Source organism: Micromonospora rifamycinica (assembly GCF_900090265.1).
Lineage (GTDB): Bacteria > Actinomycetota > Actinomycetes > Mycobacteriales > Micromonosporaceae > Micromonospora > Micromonospora rifamycinica.
In genome coordinates, this window is the sequence record NZ_LT607752.1 from 1,836,117 (window position 1) to 1,854,160 (window position 18,044).

Consider the following 18,044-nt stretch of genomic DNA (forward strand, 5'->3'; position numbering starts at 1 on the left):
AGCGTCGCCCGGAGGCGGCCACCGGACCCGCGGTCGCTGGAGACGTCACCCAATCTCGCAGGATCCGGCGTGCTCAGCCTGGGCCGGACTGGCCCACCCTGATGACGGCCGGTCCCCCGGTGCCACCGACGATCTCCGCGAGCCGCGCCGCGTCGGCCGAGCCCGGCGTCGCGGTGAGCAGCAGGGCCGCCAGGTCGTCGCCCGGGATGGCGAGCAGGCTGCCGACCAGGGTGACGGGGTCTCCCTCCGGCTGGACGAAGGCGGCGCTGCTCTCGTAGGCCGTCACCGGCCGTGGCGTACGCCACAGGGTGTCGAACGGACGGCTACGGCTGCGCATCTCGTCCACCAGCGCGGCGAGCGACAGGTCACCGGGATAGCGCAGCAGCGTGCTCCGCAGGCGGGCGACGAGGACCGCCTCGTGCACGGTCGCCTCGGTCGCGGACTGTCGGAACGCGCGGCACGGGTCACAGAACGTCCGCCACGCGATGTTCCACTCCCACGGCCCGCCGGTGGGTTCCCAGTGCCCCAGCGCCAGGAACGCGCTGTTCACCGCGACCAGGTTCATCGCCGCGTCGGAGACGAACATCGGCGTGTCCGTGAACCGCTCCAGCAGGCCCAGGGCGCCCGGTCCGATCTCGTTCGGCACCTGGCCGGCCACCGCGGCGTACCCGGCCAGCGCGCAGAGCCGCTCGTACTCCGCCCGCCCGATGCGCAGCGCGCGGGCGATGGCGTTCACCACACCGGCCGACGGATGGCTGCGCCCCTGCTCCGGCCGGCGTACGTAGTCGGCGGACATCCCCGCGAGTTCGCCGAGCTCCTCCCGCCGCAGCCCCCGCACCCGCCGCCGACCGACCGGTAGCCCGACGGCCGCCGGGGCCGTGCTCTCCCGCAACTGGCGCACCGCGGCACCGAACTCGTGACCTCCCACGACCCCAGTGTGCCCCGGGCGCTGTGCGCCGCCACCGCCACGTCCCGCAGCGGTGTCCCACCGCACCCGGGCGGGGCGGTGTCGTCGTCACGTGGCGATCAGTGGCCGCGGTCCGGCCGCACGCGGCGATCAGTGGCCGCGGTCCGGCCGCACGCGGCGATCAGTGGCCGCGGTCCGGCCGCACGCGGCGATCAGTGGCCGCGGTCCGGGCGCAGGAAGCACGACAGCAGGTGCCGGAACTCGTGCGGGTGCTCGACCGCCGGCACGTGCCCGCACCGGCCGAACACGTGCAGCCGGACGTCGGCCAGGTGGGCGAGCAGGGGCTGGGCGGCCGTCGCGAGCGGGGTGACCCGGTCGTCGGCACCGTGCACGAGCAGCACGGGCGCGCGGACCGCGGCCAGCGTCCGCGCCGAGAGGGTGAGATCGTCGGCCCATCGCTGCCGGGGTGGCGGAAACAACGACGCGTACGCGGCCGCCCCGGCCCGCATCGCCGCCGCCCGGGCCTCGACGGCCGAGTCGGTCACCAGCGCCTGGTCGAGGACGAGGCGGCTCAGCATGTCCCGGGCCCCGGCCGGGCCGGCGGGGGCGGCCCAGATCGCGTCGAGGTCGGCGGAGAGCGGTGCCCCGGGGGCGCCCATCGTCGAGACCGCCACGACCCCGGTGACCTGCCGGGGGCGTGCGGCGGCCAGGGCCAGCGCCACGGCGCCACCCATCGAGTGGCCCACCACGGCGTAGGTCTCGACCCCGAGGGCGTCCATCAGGCCCGCGGCCTGCTCGGTCCAGAGCCGGAGCCCACCCGTGGCGCCGGCCGGGACCGGTGTGCGACCGAACCCCGCCTGGTCGGGGGCCACCACGTGCCAGCACCCGTCGAGCGCCTGCGCCGTCGCCGCCCAACTGCCGGCTCCGGTGGTGCCGGGTCCGGAGCCGTGCAGCATCAGCACCGCCGGCCCGGCACCACTGCCGCCGCCGACCAGGACGTGGACGGGCGAGCCGTCGACGGTGACGGTCCGCAGTTCCGTCACCGGGGCAGGCCGGCTCGGCTCATGCCGACGCGGGGTCGACGGACTTCGTGAAGACCTCCATCATCGCCCTGCCGAACTGCGGCATGTCGGGCCAGCCCCGGCAGGAGACGAGGTTGCCGTCCACCACGTCGGGGGCGTCGACGACCGTCGCGCCGGCGTTCTCCATGTCACCGGTGATGGGCGGGAAGCACGCCGTCCGGCGCCCCTTCAGCAGCCCGTACACCGCGGGCACCTGCGCGCCGTGGCAGACCAGCGCGATGGGGAGGTTGCGGGCGAAGAAGTGCTCGGTGATCCGCCTGACGTCGGCGTCGACCCGGATCCACTCGGGCGCGCGTCCGCCGGGGATGATCAGGGCGTCGTAGCGCTCGACGTCGACCTCGGCCCAGGGCACGTCGACCGGCAGCTTCCGGCCGTTCTTCTCGACGTAGGCGTCGGAGTCGGGGTCGAACTCGTGGATGACGAGCTGCACGTCCCGCATCGTCCGGGACGAGACGTCGACGTCCCAGCCGCCTTCCTGAACGCGGTAGTAGGGGTACATGGTGTCGAGTTCCTCGGCGGCGTCGCCGGTCAGGAGCAGTGCTCTGGGCACCTGCTTCTCCTCGCGTCAGGGGGCAGTGGTGGGGAGATCAGATCCGATCCGATCCGGTGGAGTCAGCATTCCCCGACCCCGCCTGCCCGTCAAGCCTTGACCACCACGGCGTCCACGCTCTCGGCCTCGTCGAACAACCGCCGGAACCGCTCGCCGGACCGCAGGATGTGCCGCCGCATCGCATAGGCGGCGGCGTCCGGGTCACGCGCGGCGATCGCGGCCACGACCTCCTCGTGCTCGGCCATCGCCAGGTGGGTGACCTGGGTGTCGTGGTGCAGCCGGAAGAGGTGCACGTGGCTGTGCAGGCGGGCGAGCGTCTCCCGGATGACCTGGTTCTCCGCGCTCAGGGCGACGAGATCATGGAAGGCGGCGTCGCGGAGCCCGAAGGCCCCGTAGGCCGTGGGTCCGTCGCCCCCCTCCAGCTCCGCCATCTCCTCCAGCATCCGTCGCAGCCCCGCCACCTGGGCCGCGGACGCGCGTTCGGCGGACCGGCGGGCCGCCGCCGGCTCAAGCAGGAGGCGGACCTCGAGCATGTCCTCGAAGCGGTGCCGGGTGATCTGGGGCGGAATGCGGTAGCCGGCGTGCGGCACCCGCACGACCAGACCCTCGGCCTCCATCCGGTTCAGCGCGTCCCGGATCGGCGTCTGGGAGACCCCCAGCTCGCGGGCCAGGACGTCGATCGTGACCCGGGAGCCCGGCTCGATCCGCAGCGACATCAGCTGTCCGAGCAGCGTGTCGTACACCTCGTCGGCGAGCCGGCCGCCGGATCTCCCCGGGGGTGGTCCGCCCGGCCCGGCCCGCCGGCCCCGCGCGGTCATCGCTTCGTCGTCCATCGTGACGTGCGGTCCTCTCTGGCGTGCCCGGGAACCTGTTGACATCGGTCACCACGCTGCGACATGCTGACGCCCCCACCGGATCGTATAGGAAAAGTGCCGGACGCCCGCCGTCCGGCACCATCGCGGAACCGCCCGCCATCGTTGCACCTCGACCGTCCCGAGCTTCGACGAGCCCGCTCGGCGTACCCGTGACGCCGGTCCGCGGGTCGGCCCCGCGACACCCCGGCACCAGGCCCGAACGACCCAGCGACCGCGCGGCGAAGCACATGGCGAGGCTCAGGAGTCCCCACCAAGAAAGCAGGCGACAAGATGCTGCAACCCAGGCGAACAGGACGAATGTCGGCTCCCGTGCGGAAGGTGCAGTTGGCGACCGCGGCCATGCTGCTGGTGGCCACCACCATGACGGCCTGCGGCGACAGCGGGGACGACGGCGCGAAGGCGAGCGCCCCCAAGGCACCGGCGACCGTCCCCGAACTCACCACGGACCCGCTGACCCTCAGCTTCATCTGGTTCGACTGGCCCCCTGCCCGCGCCCTGGAGACCTTCGCCAACGCGGAGTACAAGAAAGAGCGGCCGAACGCGACCATCAAGGTCAACACCGTGCCGAACGCGAACTGGCACGACGCGATCTTCACCCAGTTCGCCGCGCGCAAGACCGACTTCGACATCCCGATCCTGGACTCGCAGCACATCGGCGAGGCTGTGACGAACGGCAACATCCTCGACCTCACCGACTTCGTCAAGCAGAACATCGACGTCCAGGCCTACAACCCGTACCTCCTGGCGGCCTACGGCCAGTTCCCCCAGGCCGAGACCGGCAAACGCGACGAGAACGCCAGCCTGTACGGCCTGCCGCTGCTCGGCGACACCTGGACGATGATCTACCGCAAGGACCTGATCGGCGACAAGCCCCCGCAGACCTGGGACCAGATGATCTCCGTCGCCGCGAAGTGCCAGGCGGACCACCCGGGCGTCAGCGGACTGGCGTTCCACCAGGCCAACGGCTCCGACGCGGCGGCCGTCACCTACAACACGGTCAACGGCGTCTACGGCGGCAACCTCTGGGACGCCAAGAACCGCAAGATCGACGGCGTCCTCAACGACGCCGCCGGCCAGGAGGCGATGGACGTCCTGGTCAACAAGATGAAGCCGCTGACCGCCAAGGGCTCCGGCAACTGGTTCATCGACGAGGTGAACGCGGCCGTCGCCCAGGGCAAGGCGTGCATCGCGTTCAACTGGATCGCCGCGAGCGGCGGCCTGCTCGACCCGAAGCAGTCGACGCTCGGCACCACCCGGGAGCAGATCCTCGACAAGCTGGGCTTCGCCACCCTGCCGACCCAGAAGACCAATCTGGTCCCCCTCGGCGGGATGGGGATGCACGTGTCGGCCTACTCCCCCAAGGCGAACCAGGCGGAGGCCCTGAACTTCATGAAGTGGTTCGAGCGGGCCGACGTGCAGAAGAAGTGGGCCGCGGCCGGCGGCGTGCCGGCGCGGACCGACGCCCTGCAGTCGCCCGAGTTCCTCAATGCCGGACCCTTCAACCAGGTGTACACCGACTCGGTGCCGCGGATGCGGGACATGTGGAACGTGCCCGAGTACGCCCGCCTGGTCGACATCGAGAACACCGGCGTGAACGCGGCGCTCAACGGCGCGAAGAAGCCGAAGGAGGCGCTCGACGACATCGCCCGGGAGCAGCAGGCCGTGCTCGACTCCGGCAACCGCAAGGGCGGCGGCGGACTGTGAGTGAACCCGCACCCCTGACGACCGGGCACCCCGGGCAGGTGGCGTCCGCGACGCCGCCTGCGCCGGGCCGGACCCGCCGGCTGGGCGACCGCGGGCTCGCCGTCGCCTTCGTCTCCCCCGCGCTGCTGCTGTTGCTCGGCATGTCGGTGTTCCCGCTGCTGTGGGCGTTGTACCTGTCCTTCACCGACTACTCGGCCACCCGTGGCGGCCCCGCCCACTTCGTCGGGTTCGGCAACTACACCGCCATCCTGACGTCGGCGCAGGTCCACCTGAGGGCGCTGACCACCCTGATCTACGTGGTCGGCGCGGTCTCCCTGCAGACCGTGCTCGGCTTTTCCATCGCCTATCTGATCTCCCGGCGCACCCACGGGCGGGGAGTGCTGACCACCCTGTTCCTGGTGCCGATGATGCTGTCGCCGGTAGTGGTCGGGCTGTTCTGGCGGTTCATGCTCGACGCGCAGTTCGGGGTGGTCAACAGCATGCTCGGCTCGCTCGGCCTCGGGCAGGTGGAGTGGCTGACCAAGCAGCGGACGGCGCTGCTGTCCCTGATCGTGGTCGACACCTGGCAGTGGACCCCGTTCATCATGCTGATCGCCCTGGCGGGTCTGACCGCGGTGCCGAAGTACCTGTACGAGGCCGCCTCGATCGACCGGGCGTCCGAGTGGTTCCGGTTCCGCACCATCACCCTTCCGCTGGTGTGGCCGCTGCTGCTCATCGCCGTGCTGTTCCGGGCCATCGAGGCGTTCCGGCTGTTCGACCTGGTCTACATCCTCACCAGCGGGGGTCCGGGCGTCTCCACCGAGACGTTGTCGTTCCACGTCTACAAGGTCGCGTTCCTCGGCTTCAACACCGGCACCGCGTCGGCGTACGGGATCCTCATGGTCCTCGTCGTCATCGTCCTCACGCAGCTCTACCTGCGCTACCTGAACAAGCTCAAGGAGGACTGATGGCCGTCTCCGTCGACAAGGCCGGGTCCACCGGTGCGGCCCGGGACCACCCGCCCCCCGCCCGCCGCCGCCGTCGCGGCCGGGGCCGCGCCGTGCTGGAGGTCGCGCTGCTGACCGCGCTGGCCGTGGTGATGCTCTTCCCGGTGCTGTGGATGATCGAGACGTCCATCAAGGACAACCGCGACGTCTACGCCGTCCCGGCGAAGTTCGTCGACTTCCAGGTCACCCTGGACCACTTCCGGGACGTCTTCGTCGCCCCCGACGGCGGTCGCTCGGCCCTGTCCGTGGCGTTCCTCAACTCCGTCGTGGTCGCCGGGGTCTCCACCGTGCTGGCCACCGTGCTGGGGGTGCCGGCGGCCTGGGCCTACTCGCGGTTCGCCCTGCGGGCCAAGAAGGACCAGCTGTTCTTCATCCTGTCCACCCGGTTCATGCCGCCCGTCGTGGTCGTGGTGCCGATCTTCCTGATGTACCGGCAGATCGGGCTGATCGACACCAAGCTCGGCCTGATCCTCATCTACGCCGCGTTCAACGTCCCGTTCACCATCTGGATGATGAAGGGGTTCGTCGACGAGGTGCCCGCCGAGTACGAGGACGCCGCCATGCTCGACGGCTACACCCGCCTCCAGGCGTTCTGGAAGTTCACCCTGCCGCTGCTCGTCCCCGGCATCGCCGCGACGGCGGTCTTCGCGCTCATCTTCTCCTGGAACGAGTTCGTGTTCGCCATCTTCCTCACCTCCAGCGACGACGTGCGGACCGCGCCGCCCGCCATCGCCGGCCTGATCGGCGGCACCACCGTGGACTGGGGTCTGGTGGCCGCCGCCTCGGTGGTCTTCGCCCTGCCGGTGCTCGTCTTCGCCTACCTGGTGCGCCGGCACCTCGTCGCCGGTGTGACGCTCGGGGCGGTGCGACGCTGATGGCAGGCATCGAGGTGACCGCCCTGCACAAGCGGTACCCGGACGGGACGGTGGCGGTCGAGCACGTGGACCTGTCCATCGCCGACGGCGAGCTGTTCGTGATGCTCGGCCCCTCGGGGTGCGGCAAGACGACCACGCTGCGGGCGGTGGCCGGTCTGGAGCGGCAGACCACGGGCGACATCCACATCGGTGACACGCTGGTCAACGACCTGCCGCCGGCCGAGCGTGACATCGCGATGGTGTTCCAGTTCTACGCCCTCTACCCGCACCTGCGGACCCGGGACAACCTGGCGTTCCCGCTGCGGGCCGGGGGGCTGCCCAAGCCGGAGGTGCAGCGGCGGGTCGCCGAGGCGGCCCGGCTGATGCGGCTCGGTCCGCTGCTCGACCGGCGGCCACGCCAGCTCTCCGGCGGCGAGCAGCAGCGGGTGGCGCTCGCCCGCGCCCTGGTGCGACGACCGCGCGCCTTCCTCATGGACGAGCCGCTCACCAATCTGGACGCGGAGCTGAGAGCGGACATGCGTACCGAGATCAAGCACCTGCAGGGGGAGCTGGGCGCGACCATGGTCTACGTCACCCACGACCAGGTGGAGGCGATGTCGCTCGGTCACCGGATCGCGATCCTCAACAAGGGTCGGGTCGAGCAGATCGGCACGCCGCTGGAGGTCTACGACCGGCCGGCGAGCCTCTTCTGCGCGGCGTTCATCGGCTCCCCGCCGATGAACCTGATCGAGGTGGAGGTGGCCGACGGGAAGCTGCGCGGTCAGGGCGGACTGGTCCTCACCCCGCCGCCGGACCTGCCCCGCGACCGTCCGCTGGTCGCCGGCGTCCGCCCCGAGGCCCTGGAGATCACGGCACCGGGGGCGCACGGGTCGGTCCCGGGCCGGGTGGTGTCGGTGGAGTGGCTGGGCGACGAGATCATCTACGTGGTGGACCACGGTGGCCGGCGCGAGGTACGGGTCCGGATGGCACCGACCGTGCGCTTCGCCGCCGACGCGCCGGTCGGGCTGCGGCACACCGGCGGCATCCCGGCGGTCTACGACGTGCACACGGAAAGGCTGGTGGCCTGATGGGAACCGTGGCGGTGCGCGGGCTGCGCAAGTCCTTCGGCCGGGTCCAGGCCCTGGACGGGGTGACACTGGACGTGCCGGACGGCTCGTTCTTCGTCGTGCTCGGCCCCTCCGGCGCGGGCAAGACGACGACCCTGCGGGCGATCGCCGGCCTGGACCGGCCCGACGCCGGATCGGTGCACCTGGACGGCAGGGACGCGACCGGCGACGCCCCGGCCGACCGCGACCTGGCCATGGTCTTCCAGAACTACGCCCTCTATCCGCGCCACACCGCGTACGAGAACATCGCCTCGCCGCTGCGGGCGCGCCGCCGCTCCCCGGGCGAGATCGCCGCCGCGGTGCAGCGGATGTCGAGCCTGCTGCACATCGAACGGCTGCTGCAGCGGCGTCCGGCGCAGTTGTCGGGCGGTGAGATGCAGCGGGTCGCCCTGGCGCGGGCGCTGGTCCGCAGCCCGCGCGCGTTCCTGATGGACGAGCCGCTGACGAACCTCGACCTCAAGCTCCGGGTCGAGATGCGTACCGAGCTGACCCGGATCCACCGTAGCCTCGGCGCGACCTTCGTCTACGTGACCAACGACCAGGTCGAGGCGCTGTCGATGGCCGACCGGGTGGCGGTGCTCAAGGAGGGGCGGGTGCAACAGGTCGGCACGCCGACCGAGGTGTACGAACGTCCCGCCAACCAGTGGGTCGCGGGGTTCGTCGGGAGCCCACCGATCAGCCTGCTCGCCTGCCACGCCGAGGGGGACCGGCTGGTCGGTGCGGCGGGCTGGACGCTGCCGCGGCCCCGCGCCACCACGGCGCGGGACGGGCAGGCCCTGCTGCTGGGCCTGCGGGCGGAGGACCTGTCCGTCGAGACGCGGGGGTCCGCGTCGCTGCCGGGGGAGCTCTACGGCCTCGAACCGCTGGGGGACCGCACGGTGGTCGACGTCCGGGTGGGAACGGAGATCCTCAAGATCAAGGCACGACCCACCATCACCGGTACGCCGGGCGAGCGGCTGCTCGTCACGGTCGACCTGGACCGGGCACACCTGTTCGACGCGGGCACCGGGCTGTCGCTGTCCGAGGCCGGGCGGTAGCCGCACCGACCCGGGTGGCGAACACGCCCCCGGGGGACGGGCGCGGGCGGTCCGACCGTACGGGGGCGCGACCGCCCGGGTCCGCCCCCGGCCATCACCACGAGGATCAACAGGAGGCGACGCGATGAGTGATCCGATGGACGTCCTGGCTCCCGAACACCGGCGGCTGCGCATCGGCGGCGACTGGCGCGACGCGGCGAACGGCGCCACCTTCGCCGTCGAGGACCCGGCCACCGGCAGGACCATCGCCGAGGTGGCGGACGCCGAGGTCGCCGACGGTCTCGCCGCGCTGGACGCGGCGAGCGGGGCGATGGCGCAGTGGGCGGCGACCCCGCCGCGCAAGCGGTCGGAGTTGCTGACCGCGACGTACCGGGCGCTGACCGCGCGGTCCGAGGAGATCGCCCGGCTGATCACGCTCGAGATGGGCAAGCCGCTCGCCGAGGCGCGGGCGGAGGTGGGCTACGGCGCCGAGTTCTTCCGGTGGTTCGCCGAGGAGGCGGTCCGCGTCGAGGGGCGCTACAGCACCGCTCCCACCGGCGGATACCGCATCCTCACCGTGCCGAAGCCGGTCGGGCCGTGCGTCTTCGTGACGCCCTGGAACTTCCCGCTGGCCATGGGCGCCCGCAAGATCGCCCCCGCGCTGGCCGCCGGGTGCACGACGATCACCAAGCCGGCGGGCCAGACACCGCTCACCATGCTGCTGCTGGCCCGGATCATGGAGGAGGTCGGCGTCCCTGCGGGCGTCGTCAACGTGGTGACCACCCGGCGTTCCGGCGACGTGGTCTCCGCGCTGCTGGCCGACCGGCGGACCCGCAAGCTGTCGTTCACCGGGTCGACCGAGGTCGGGCGGGTACTGCTCCGCCAGGCGGCGGACAACGTGCTGCGTACCTCGATGGAGCTGGGCGGCAACGCGGCCCTGATCGTGTGCGCCGACGCCGACCTGGACGTCGCGCTCGACGGCGCCATGGTGGCCAAGATGCGCAACATCGGGGAGTCCTGCATCGCCGCCAACCGGATCTACGTCGAGGAGCCGGTACGCGAGGAGTTCACGGCGCGCTTCGCCGAGCGGATGGGCGCGCTGTCGGTGGGCCACGGCCTCGACGACGGGGTGGACGTCGGGGCGTTGATCGACGACGCCTCGGTCGCCACGATCGACGGACTCGTCGCCGACGCGGTCGACCGGGGCGCCCGGGTCCTGGTGGGCGGCAAGCGTCCGGACGGGCCCGGGCACTTCTATCCGCCCACCGTCCTCGTCGACGTGCCCGACGACGCGCGGATGCTGGCGACCGAGATCTTCGGCCCGGTGGCGCCGGTCATCGCGTTCACCTCCGACGACGAGGTGCTGGCGAAGGCCAACGACACCGAGCACGGTCTGGCCGCTTACGTCTTCACCCGTGACCTGCGGCGGGCGCTCCGGTTCGCCGAGGGGCTGGACACCGGGATGCTCGGTGTCAACCGTGGGCTGATCTCGGACCCGTCGGCCCCGTTCGGCGGCGTGAAGCAGTCCGGGATCGGCAAGGAGGGCTCGCACGAGGGCATCCTCGAGTACCTCGACCTCACCTACGCGGCGGTCGACCTACCGTGACCGGCCCCCTGCTCCGCCTGCCCGGCGCCCGCGCCACCCCGGCGGCCGACCTCGCCGATGCCGTCCCGGTCGCGTGTGTGGCCGGCACGCCCGCCCAGCAGATCGCCGCCGACGTTCCGGAGAGGCACCGCCATGCTTGAGACCGTCCGCGGCCCACGCCAGCTCATCGTGGGTGAAGGGGTCGCGCAGAACATCCCCCGGGTGGTGGCCGAGAGCGGCTCGCGCGTCCTGGTCGTGACCGACCGGGTGCTGCTGGGGCAGCCGGGGGTCGCCGGGATCGTGGCCGCCGTGCGGGAGCGGGTCGAGGTCGTCGCGGTGTTCTCCGACGCGACGCCGGACGTGCCGCTCACCGACGTCGACCTGGCCGTGTCGGCCGCCGCCGAGGTGGACGCGAACGTGATCCTCGCCATCGGGGGCGGCACGGTGATCGACCTCGCCAAGATCGTCGGGGTCATCCGGCGGCACGGTGGGACGCCACGCGACTTCTACGGTGAGTCGCGGGTGCCGGGGCCGACGGTTCCTCTCGTCGCCGTCCCGACGACCTCGGGCACCGGCTCCGAACTCACCCCCGTCTCGGTGCTGACCGACCCGGACCGCGCGCTGAAGGTGGGGGTGTCGAGCGTCCACATCGTGCCCGACTTCGCCATCGTCGACCCCGAACTCACCTACACCTGCCCGGCGACCGTCACCGCCCACTCCGGCATCGACGCGTTCTGTCACGCGGTGGAGAGCTACACCGCGCGACCCCGGCCGCACGGACCACGCGACCCGGTGGAGCAGGTCTTCCTCGGCCGCAACCCGGTCACCGACCACTACGCGCTGCTGGCCGCGGAGCGGATCGCCCGCAGCCTGCGTCGGGCGGTCAGGGACGGCGGCGACACCGAGGCCCGCGCGGACATGTCCTACGGGTCGATGCTCGCCGGGCTCGCCTTCTCCCACGCGGGCAACGCGGCCCCGCACGCGCTCCAGTACCCGATCGGTGCGGCCACCCACACGCCGCACGGCCTGGGCGTCGGGCTGCTACTGCCCTACGCGCTGGACGCGGCGAGGGACGCCGTCGGTGACCGGCTGGCCGACCTCGCCCGGGTGTGCGGGCTCGACGTGGCCGACGCCTCCGACGCCGAGGCCACGGACACGTTCCTCACCTGGCTCGACGGGCTGCTCGCCGACATCGGCATCCCGGCCACCCTGGCGGACATCGGCGTGGCCCGCGCCGACCTCCCGCGTTTCGCGGAGATGGCCGGTGGCGTCACCCGCCTGATCCAGAACCATCCCGGCCCGACCGACACCGCCAGCCTGACCGCGATCCTCGAAGCGGCCTGGACCGGGGAGCGGACCTGACACCCCACGCCCGGTGGCCCGGGGCGCTTCCTACTCCCCCGGCTCCCAGGCGATGAGCTGCTCGAAGACGCGCCGGTCGCCCTCGATCCGCAGCGAGTCCATCGTGATGCGGCCGTAGCAGAACATGACCAGCTCGTGGGCCGTCCCGCGGGCGGAGGCCCAGGTCACCGCCGGGACCTCGGCGGCGACCGGGTCGGGGAGGCGGGCGGTCCGGGCACCGTCGGCGGAGAACCAGATCCGCCAGGATCGGCCCTCGACGGCGTGGTAGTCGATGACCGCGGGCTCGTGCGGCCACGGGAACGTCGTCGCGACGCAGGTGGTCAGGAACTCGTCGACACCGTCGAGGGCCACCGCGACCGGCAGCGGCTGCGGTTCACCCGCGGTGACCTGGGCGTCGTAGGTGTGCACGGCGACCTGCTGGAGCTGGTGCCGGGCGACCGCGCCGGTCGTCTGCGGCGACTGCGACGGGCCCCACCACGTCCAGCAGCCGCGGTCCGGGCCGGCCTCCAGCAACGCGTCCAGCAGCTCCCGCGTCGACGCGGTGAACCAGGCGAGCAGGGCGTCACGCTCCCGGGGCGCCGCCGGAGCGGACACCTGCGGGGGCGCCTCGGCGGGTCCTGCGGCCACGGTGACCGCCCACCGGTGACGGCCCTCGCCCAGATGCCGCACCAGGTCGAACAGCGTCCACTCGGGGCAGGTCGGCACCGGCACGTCGAGGCTGGGGGCCGCGGCGACCGCTGCCCGGAAGGCGCCCGACCGTTCGTCCATCAGCCGCAACAGATCGGCGAACCCCAAAGTCTCTTCCACGGCAGGTTTGTACTACCGCCGCGCGCCGGACGCCAGCGGATTAACCCCGTCGCCGACGGGCGGGCCGGGTGGCGGATCCGTCGCGGAGGGCGGGCCGGGTGGTTGTCGCCACCCGGAACGACGTGGACGTCCGGGCTCCTGGAGATCAGGGCCGGCTCACCCGGCGCGGTGGGCCGGCCCTGGTCGACCGTGGTCGGGGTCAGCGCGTGCCGGCGGCGGCGCCCTGTGCGGCGGCGACGATCACCTCGGAGACGACGGCGGGCTGGGTGGCGAACAGAGCGTGGCTGGCCGGGACGTTGGTGACCGTCGCGTTGGCGCGCTTGGCCATGTGTTGCAGCATCGCCTGGTCGAACGCCCTGTCCTCGGTCGCGATGACGGCCCAGCTCGGCTTGTCGCGCCAGGCGGCGTTCTTCACCGGCGTCGAGAACACCGCCATGTTGACGGGCACCTGGGAGTCGCGGAGGAACGCGGCGTCGGCGTCGCTCGTGTCGGCCGCGAACCCGGCCTGGAACGTGTCGGGGTTCAGGTAGCCGTAACCCTCCACGACGTCGATGACGAAGTCGGGCGTCGGGCCGAACCCCTCGTACTGCTGGGCGGAGTTCTCGCCGGCGTCGGGAATCAGCGCCGACACGTAGACCAGTCCGGCGACGTTGGGGTGGACTCCCGCCTCGGTGATGACCGTGCCGCCCCAGGAGTGGCCGACGAGAATCGTCGGGCCGTCCTGCCGGTCGAGGATCCGCACGGTCGCCGCGACGTCGTCGTCGAGCGAGGTGAGCGGGTTCTGCACGACGGCGACCCGGTATCCCCTGGCTGTCAGGTTGTCGTACACGCCGCGCCAGCCCGAACCGTCGGCGAACGCGCCGTGCACGAGCACGACGTTACGGATCTCGGTGGTACCCATGGTTTCTTCCTTCCGTAGCCGCGCGGGCGTTCCCGGGCGGGTTTCCCGACGGGCCGGCGGCCCGTCACGTGAGGTCAGGCGGCCGCGTACCCGAGCTTGAGTGCCCGGGCGACCGCCACCACCCGCTCGGCCTGGTGCCGCGCCAGGCCAGGTTCGCCTCGATCGCCGCCGACGGTGCCAGGTGAGGCGCCTGCCCAGGCTAGATACCGTGAGGGTGACACGTCACCACCTTGTGTTGGATGACACATCACCCTTCACGCGCCCCGGCGACGGCCGCCGCACCGCGCCCGCCAGCGCCGGTCAGTCCTCGATCGGCTCGTCCTGCAGCGCCTGGAGGACGGCCTCCGAGACGGCCGCCAGCGCGTCGACCTGCCGGGGGCTGATCACGTCGAAGAAGACCCGCCGCACGTGGTTGACGTGCAGGGGGGTCGCCAGCTCGATCGCCGAACGCCCCTGCCCGGTGAGCGCCACGACGTTGCCGCGCGCGTCTTCACGGGAGCTGCGCCGCTCGACCAGGCCCCGGGTGACCATGCGCGACACCTGATGGGTGAGGCGGGTCTTCTCCCACCGCAGCAGCTCGCGCAGCTCGAAGACCCGCAGCGAGCCGTCCGGGGACTGGGACAGCGCGCTGAGGACGGAGAAGTCGGCCAGCGAGAGGCCGCTCGCACCGAGCAGCTGCCGGTTCATGTGCCGACGGAGGTCTTCCTGCATGGTCAGGAAGCCGTGCCAGGCGCGCCGCTCACGGTCGTTCAGATACTCCGGCTCAGCCATGCGCAGGACGCTACCCTGAGGTGACTCATCACCCATGCCCGCCGTCGGATTCGCCGCTCTCATTCACCCAGCGGACGACGGCAGCCCGGCCGGCACCGCCGGAGGACGGACCCCCGGGCCACCGGGCGCCGATCGTGGACGAGTCGCGGCACGGCCCCTCTGATACATCGGGATCGAATTCTTTCAGCCATTGCCAAAACCGCTGGAAAGAACGCCCCATTCAATCGATGAGCATCGTTAGTTGCGCCATTGGCGGTAGAGTCCCGAACAGCAGCCGGGCCGGGTGCGATGTTTTCGGAACCCCGTCGCCATGACACAGAAGGAGCTGTCGATGGAATTGTCGGAAAGAGTCGTGGTAATTGGTTTGCGTCAATGTGGCCGTACCGTTGTCGCCCTCGTCGCCGCCCTGCTGGCCGCCGTCACGGCCGCCCAACCGGCGGCCTCGGCCACCGGCTCGACAACGATGCCGGGTGCCGTAGGCACCGTCCTCGGGGCCGGCAGGGCGACCGCGGTGCCGGGTGAGTACATCGTGGTCCTGAAAGACGGTGCGATCGGTGGCCCCGCAGCTGGCCGGCAGTCCGCGGTGACCGGCACGGCCCGGATGCTGGCCGGTCGGTTCGGCACCGTGCCGGACCAGGTGTGGGACGACGCCGTCAACGGCTTCTCGGTACGCACCTCGGCGTCGGTCGCCCGGCGACTCGCCGCCGACCCGGCGGTGGCCTACGTGGAGCAGAACCAGACTGTCGACGTCCCCGAGGTATCGGCCCGGACGACCATCGCCCAGCCGGACGCGCCCTGGAACCTGGACCGGATCGACGCGCCCGTCGGTCTCGACACCACCTACAACTTCGTGAGCAAGGGCACCGGAGTCCGCGTCTACGTCATCGGCCCCGGGATCCGCACCACCCACCAGGAATTCGGCGGTCAGGCCTACCACGGCTACGCCGCCAGCTGCTTCACGTCGCTCGGCACGCACGTGGCCGGCATCATCGGCGGCACGACGTACGGGGTGGCCAAGGACGTCACGCTGGTCTCGGTCGGCCTGCCCAGCTGCAACGGCACTCTCAGCGCGCTGATCGGCGCCGTCGACTGGGTGGTCGCCGACCACACGCCGTGGAGCCCACCCGCCGTCGGGGACTTCGTCCTGGCCGGCGGATTCAGCACCGCACTGAACGCGGCGGTCGCCAACGCCGTCGGCGACGGCATCGTGATCACCACACCCGCCGGCGACGCCACCCACGACGCCTGCCTCGACTCGCCCGGCTCGGTGCCCGCCGTCCTCACCGTCGCGTCGGTCCAGTCGAACGACGCCCGGCCGGCCTACTCCAACTTCGGCCCCTGCGTCGACCTCTTCGCCCCCGGTGTGGACATCGTGTCGGCCTCCTCGACCTCCGACACCGCCGCCACGTCCCTGAATCTCACCCTCCAGGCCTCCGCGCACGTGGCCGGGATGGCCGCCCGGGTGCGGGGCAAGAATCCCACCTGGACGCCGGCCCAGGTGCACGCCTTCCTGGTCGACAGCGCGACTGCGGGCGTGGTGACCAATCCCGGCGCCGGCTCGCCGAACCGCCTGCTCTACGGATCGCCGACGCTCTGACCGGCCTGCGGCGGCCCGACCCGGCCGGGCCGCCGCAGCGGCGGGCGGCGACCCCGGCCGGGCTCAGGGGCGTACCGCACGGATCCGTTCGAGGCCCAGTCGCGGGCCGGTGACGAGGCGGTAGTCGGCCGACTCCGCGTCGGAGAGCGGGTTGCCGCGGACCGGGGTGAAGTCCGGCCCCTCGGAGCCCGGTGCCTCCACCACCCGCAGCTGCGCCCGCAACGCCTCCGACCGCAGCTGATCGGTGATGACCCGGGTGGACGAGTCGGCCGCCTCCCGCAGGTCGGACAGCCCACCGATGATCTCCGCGAAGGAGCGCGAGGAGACATCCTCGTCCGCCCGCACCTGCTGCTCCTCGCCGATCAGCCGGTCGGAGGTGAGGAAGAACCCGTCCTTGCCCAGATAACGCTCGTACATGATGGTCACCAGGGCGAAGAGCCGCATGTACGCGCGGCGGTAGGCGAATTCGAAGAACTTCAGCGCCTCCGTTTCGCTGACCTCGCCACGGTTCATCGAGGCGACGCAGGCGGCGGCGGTCAGGGCGCTGTAGAGCGCGAGGTGCACGCCGGTGGAGAGCAGCGGGTCCAGGAAGCACGCCGCGTCACCCACGATCGCGTAACCTGGCCCGCAGAACTGGTCCGCGATGTAGGAGTAGTCGGTCTCGACCCTGGTGGTGCCGAGGAACTCCGCCCCCTCGGTCAGGCCCGCGATGGTGGGCGAGACGGCGATCAGGTGCCGGTACAGGTCGTCCGACGACGGGTGCTCGTGACGATCGCGCGCGAAGGCGTCCTTGGTGGTGACGTAACCGATGCTCATCCGCCCACCGGCCATCGGGATGACCCAGTACCAACCCTCCGGCGAGGAGATGATGTTGATGCCTCCGGTCGGCGTCTCCGGCAGCAGCCGGGCCCCCGTCCAGTAGCCCCAGATGCCGACGTTCCGCAGGTTGCTCAGCGGTTGACGGTTGCCGAAGTGCCGGGCGCTGAGCAGCCCGTTACGTCCGGTGGCGTCGACCAGGAAGTCGAAGTCGTCCACGGTGAACGGCTCGCCGTGCTCCGGCGAGCACTCCACGGCCACCGGCCGACCGTCGGCGAACCGGACGGACCGACCGGTGACGCCGGTGGTGACGGCGACCCCGTTCTGACGGGCGTGCTCCAGCAGCAGCGCGTCGAACTCGCTCCGGTCCACCTGCCATGACTGCACGCCGGCCTGCTGGTACCAGTCGAACGCCCACTGGTCGTCGTCCCAGTGGATGACGCCTCCGTTCTTCTTGACGAAGCCGTAGTCGTCGACGATCTTCGACAGGCCGATCGCGTCGAGCACGACCCGGCACGACGGCGTGAGCGACTCCCCCACGTGGTACCGCGGAAAGTGGGCGCTCTCGATGAGCCGCACGTCGAGTCCGGCCTGGGCCATTGCCGTTGCCGCGGTGCTCCCAGCCGGGCCACCACCGATGACGAGAACCTTCATGCCACTACCACCCTGCCGTTCTGGCCGTATGCGGGTCGCCGACAAGATGACGACGACGTCTTTTCCGAAGTCGAACTGCGGCCCGGCCAGCCGGGAAAGCCGGCCCATCCGGGCATCGACGGAATACCGATCCGGGCGCAGCCGGAATCAGGGGTGGCGCGGACCGTCGGCCCCGGTGGTAATCCCACGTCGATACTTGTGCGCCGGATGAGACGAACTCGATTGCGAACGAAGCAGCACCGGAAGATCCCTATCCTCGTACGGCATCGATAGACGATCGTACATGAATATGGCTTCGGAAACCGCGTCGCCGCACGCCCCGGCCGGGAACCGCAGGGATTCCGCCAGCTCAATGCCCGGAAGGAGCCGCGCACCGGGTGCAGCGCCGCCGTAAAGCACCGGCACGTCGCGCCGGTAGCCGGACGGCGCTCCTGCCCGACCTCCCGGCCA

General features: G+C 71.7%; 16 protein-coding genes. 8 read left to right on the forward strand and 8 right to left on the reverse strand.

What is annotated here, in order from left to right; translation table 11 throughout:
- Window positions 1-73: 73 nt before the first annotated feature.
- The 4 genes from GA0070623_RS07520 to GA0070623_RS07535 all read right to left on the reverse strand — a co-directional run bounded on the left by GA0070623_RS07520 (window position 74) and on the right by GA0070623_RS07535 (window position 3,372).
- On the reverse strand, window positions 74-928 hold the full coding sequence (locus tag GA0070623_RS07520; RefSeq protein WP_067310535.1) for a helix-turn-helix domain-containing protein: 855 nt from the start codon (window positions 926-928) through the stop codon (window positions 74-76).
- A gap of 191 nt (window positions 929-1,119) precedes the next feature.
- Window positions 1,120-1,950: an alpha/beta fold hydrolase gene (locus GA0070623_RS07525; RefSeq protein WP_067304204.1), complete on the reverse strand. Its 831-nt coding sequence runs from the start codon at window positions 1,948-1,950 to the stop codon at window positions 1,120-1,122.
- Between the two features lie 19 nt (window positions 1,951-1,969).
- Window positions 1,970-2,539: a DJ-1/PfpI family protein gene (locus tag GA0070623_RS07530; RefSeq protein ID WP_067304207.1), complete on the reverse strand. Its 570-nt coding sequence runs from the start codon at window positions 2,537-2,539 to the stop codon at window positions 1,970-1,972.
- Between the two features lie 89 nt (window positions 2,540-2,628).
- Complete coding sequence (locus GA0070623_RS07535) at window positions 2,629-3,372, reverse strand: GntR family transcriptional regulator (RefSeq protein ID WP_067304211.1); 744 nt, start codon at window positions 3,370-3,372, stop codon at window positions 2,629-2,631.
- A 360-nt stretch (window positions 3,373-3,732) separates the two neighbouring features.
- Here GA0070623_RS07535 and GA0070623_RS07540 point away from each other — a divergent pair, with 360 nt between their 5' ends.
- The 7 genes from GA0070623_RS07540 (at window position 3,733) to GA0070623_RS07570 (ending at window position 12,048) form a co-directional block, all read left to right on the forward strand.
- Entirely contained in the window at window positions 3,733-5,118 is a 1,386-nt protein-coding gene (locus GA0070623_RS07540) for an extracellular solute-binding protein (protein ID WP_231932707.1), read from the forward strand.
- Between the two features lie 38 nt (window positions 5,119-5,156).
- Complete coding sequence (locus tag GA0070623_RS07545) at window positions 5,157-6,065, forward strand: carbohydrate ABC transporter permease (protein WP_231932708.1); 909 nt, start codon at window positions 5,157-5,159, stop codon at window positions 6,063-6,065.
- Window positions 6,065-6,979 (forward strand): carbohydrate ABC transporter permease, encoded by a 915-nt coding sequence (locus tag GA0070623_RS07550; RefSeq protein ID WP_067304220.1) that lies wholly within the window; start codon window positions 6,065-6,067, stop codon window positions 6,977-6,979. Before GA0070623_RS07545 ends, GA0070623_RS07550 begins: the two co-directional genes overlap by 1 nt.
- Window positions 6,979-8,046 (forward strand): ABC transporter ATP-binding protein, encoded by a 1,068-nt coding sequence (locus tag GA0070623_RS07555; protein WP_067304223.1) that lies wholly within the window; start codon window positions 6,979-6,981, stop codon window positions 8,044-8,046. Before GA0070623_RS07550 ends, GA0070623_RS07555 begins: the two co-directional genes overlap by 1 nt.
- Window positions 8,046-9,122, forward strand: a complete 1,077-nt coding sequence (locus tag GA0070623_RS07560) for an ABC transporter ATP-binding protein (protein ID WP_067304226.1) — start codon at window positions 8,046-8,048, stop codon at window positions 9,120-9,122. Before GA0070623_RS07555 ends, GA0070623_RS07560 begins: the two co-directional genes overlap by 1 nt.
- Window positions 9,123-9,246: 124 nt before the next feature.
- Window positions 9,247-10,707: an NAD-dependent succinate-semialdehyde dehydrogenase gene (locus GA0070623_RS07565; RefSeq protein WP_067304229.1), complete on the forward strand. Its 1,461-nt coding sequence runs from the start codon at window positions 9,247-9,249 to the stop codon at window positions 10,705-10,707.
- Window positions 10,708-10,839: 132 nt separating this feature from the next.
- On the forward strand, window positions 10,840-12,048 hold the full coding sequence (locus GA0070623_RS07570) for an iron-containing alcohol dehydrogenase (RefSeq protein WP_067304232.1): 1,209 nt from the start codon (window positions 10,840-10,842) through the stop codon (window positions 12,046-12,048).
- Between the two features lie 30 nt (window positions 12,049-12,078).
- Here the strand turns inward: GA0070623_RS07570 and GA0070623_RS07575 are convergent, their stop codons facing one another.
- The 3 genes from GA0070623_RS07575 to GA0070623_RS07585 form a co-directional block, all read right to left on the reverse strand.
- Window positions 12,079-12,855: a maleylpyruvate isomerase family mycothiol-dependent enzyme gene (locus GA0070623_RS07575; RefSeq protein ID WP_067304235.1), complete on the reverse strand. Its 777-nt coding sequence runs from the start codon at window positions 12,853-12,855 to the stop codon at window positions 12,079-12,081.
- Window positions 12,856-13,054: 199 nt separating this feature from the next.
- Window positions 13,055-13,756, reverse strand: a complete 702-nt coding sequence (locus GA0070623_RS07580; protein WP_067304238.1) for an alpha/beta fold hydrolase — start codon at window positions 13,754-13,756, stop codon at window positions 13,055-13,057.
- A 300-nt stretch (window positions 13,757-14,056) separates the two neighbouring features.
- Complete coding sequence (locus GA0070623_RS07585) at window positions 14,057-14,527, reverse strand: MarR family winged helix-turn-helix transcriptional regulator (RefSeq protein WP_067304240.1); 471 nt, start codon at window positions 14,525-14,527, stop codon at window positions 14,057-14,059.
- Window positions 14,528-14,858: 331 nt separating this feature from the next.
- Between GA0070623_RS07585 and GA0070623_RS07590 the strand changes: the two genes are divergently transcribed.
- Window positions 14,859-16,124 (forward strand): S8 family peptidase, encoded by a 1,266-nt coding sequence (locus GA0070623_RS07590; protein WP_067304304.1) that lies wholly within the window; start codon window positions 14,859-14,861, stop codon window positions 16,122-16,124.
- Between the two features lie 63 nt (window positions 16,125-16,187).
- On the opposite strand, the gene GA0070623_RS07595 is transcribed toward GA0070623_RS07590, so the two are convergent.
- Window positions 16,188-17,594 (reverse strand): NAD(P)/FAD-dependent oxidoreductase, encoded by a 1,407-nt coding sequence (locus tag GA0070623_RS07595; RefSeq protein WP_157746959.1) that lies wholly within the window; start codon window positions 17,592-17,594, stop codon window positions 16,188-16,190.
- Window positions 17,595-18,044 lie beyond the last annotated feature (450 nt).

Bases quoted from the DNA above. Each gene is read 5' to 3' on its own strand.
- GA0070623_RS07535 (WP_067304211.1), bottom strand. From the start codon at position 3,372: ATGGACGACGAAGCGATGACCGCGCGGGGCCGGCGGGCCGGGCCGGGC.
- GA0070623_RS07550 (WP_067304220.1), top strand. From the start codon at position 6,065: ATGGCCGTCTCCGTCGACAAGGCCGGGTCCACCGGTGCGGCCCGGGAC.
- GA0070623_RS07555 (WP_067304223.1), top strand. From the start codon at position 6,979: ATGGCAGGCATCGAGGTGACCGCCCTGCACAAGCGGTACCCGGACGGG.
- GA0070623_RS07560 (WP_067304226.1), top strand. From the start codon at position 8,046: ATGGGAACCGTGGCGGTGCGCGGGCTGCGCAAGTCCTTCGGCCGGGTC.
- GA0070623_RS07565 (WP_067304229.1), top strand. From the start codon at position 9,247: ATGAGTGATCCGATGGACGTCCTGGCTCCCGAACACCGGCGGCTGCGC.
- GA0070623_RS07570 (WP_067304232.1), top strand. From the start codon at position 10,840: ATGCTTGAGACCGTCCGCGGCCCACGCCAGCTCATCGTGGGTGAAGGG.
- GA0070623_RS07580 (WP_067304238.1), bottom strand. From the start codon at position 13,756: ATGGGTACCACCGAGATCCGTAACGTCGTGCTCGTGCACGGCGCGTTC.
- GA0070623_RS07585 (WP_067304240.1), bottom strand. From the start codon at position 14,527: ATGGCTGAGCCGGAGTATCTGAACGACCGTGAGCGGCGCGCCTGGCAC.
- GA0070623_RS07590 (WP_067304304.1), top strand. From the start codon at position 14,859: ATGGAATTGTCGGAAAGAGTCGTGGTAATTGGTTTGCGTCAATGTGGC.
- GA0070623_RS07595 (WP_157746959.1), bottom strand. From the start codon at position 17,594: ATGAAGGTTCTCGTCATCGGTGGTGGCCCGGCTGGGAGCACCGCGGCA.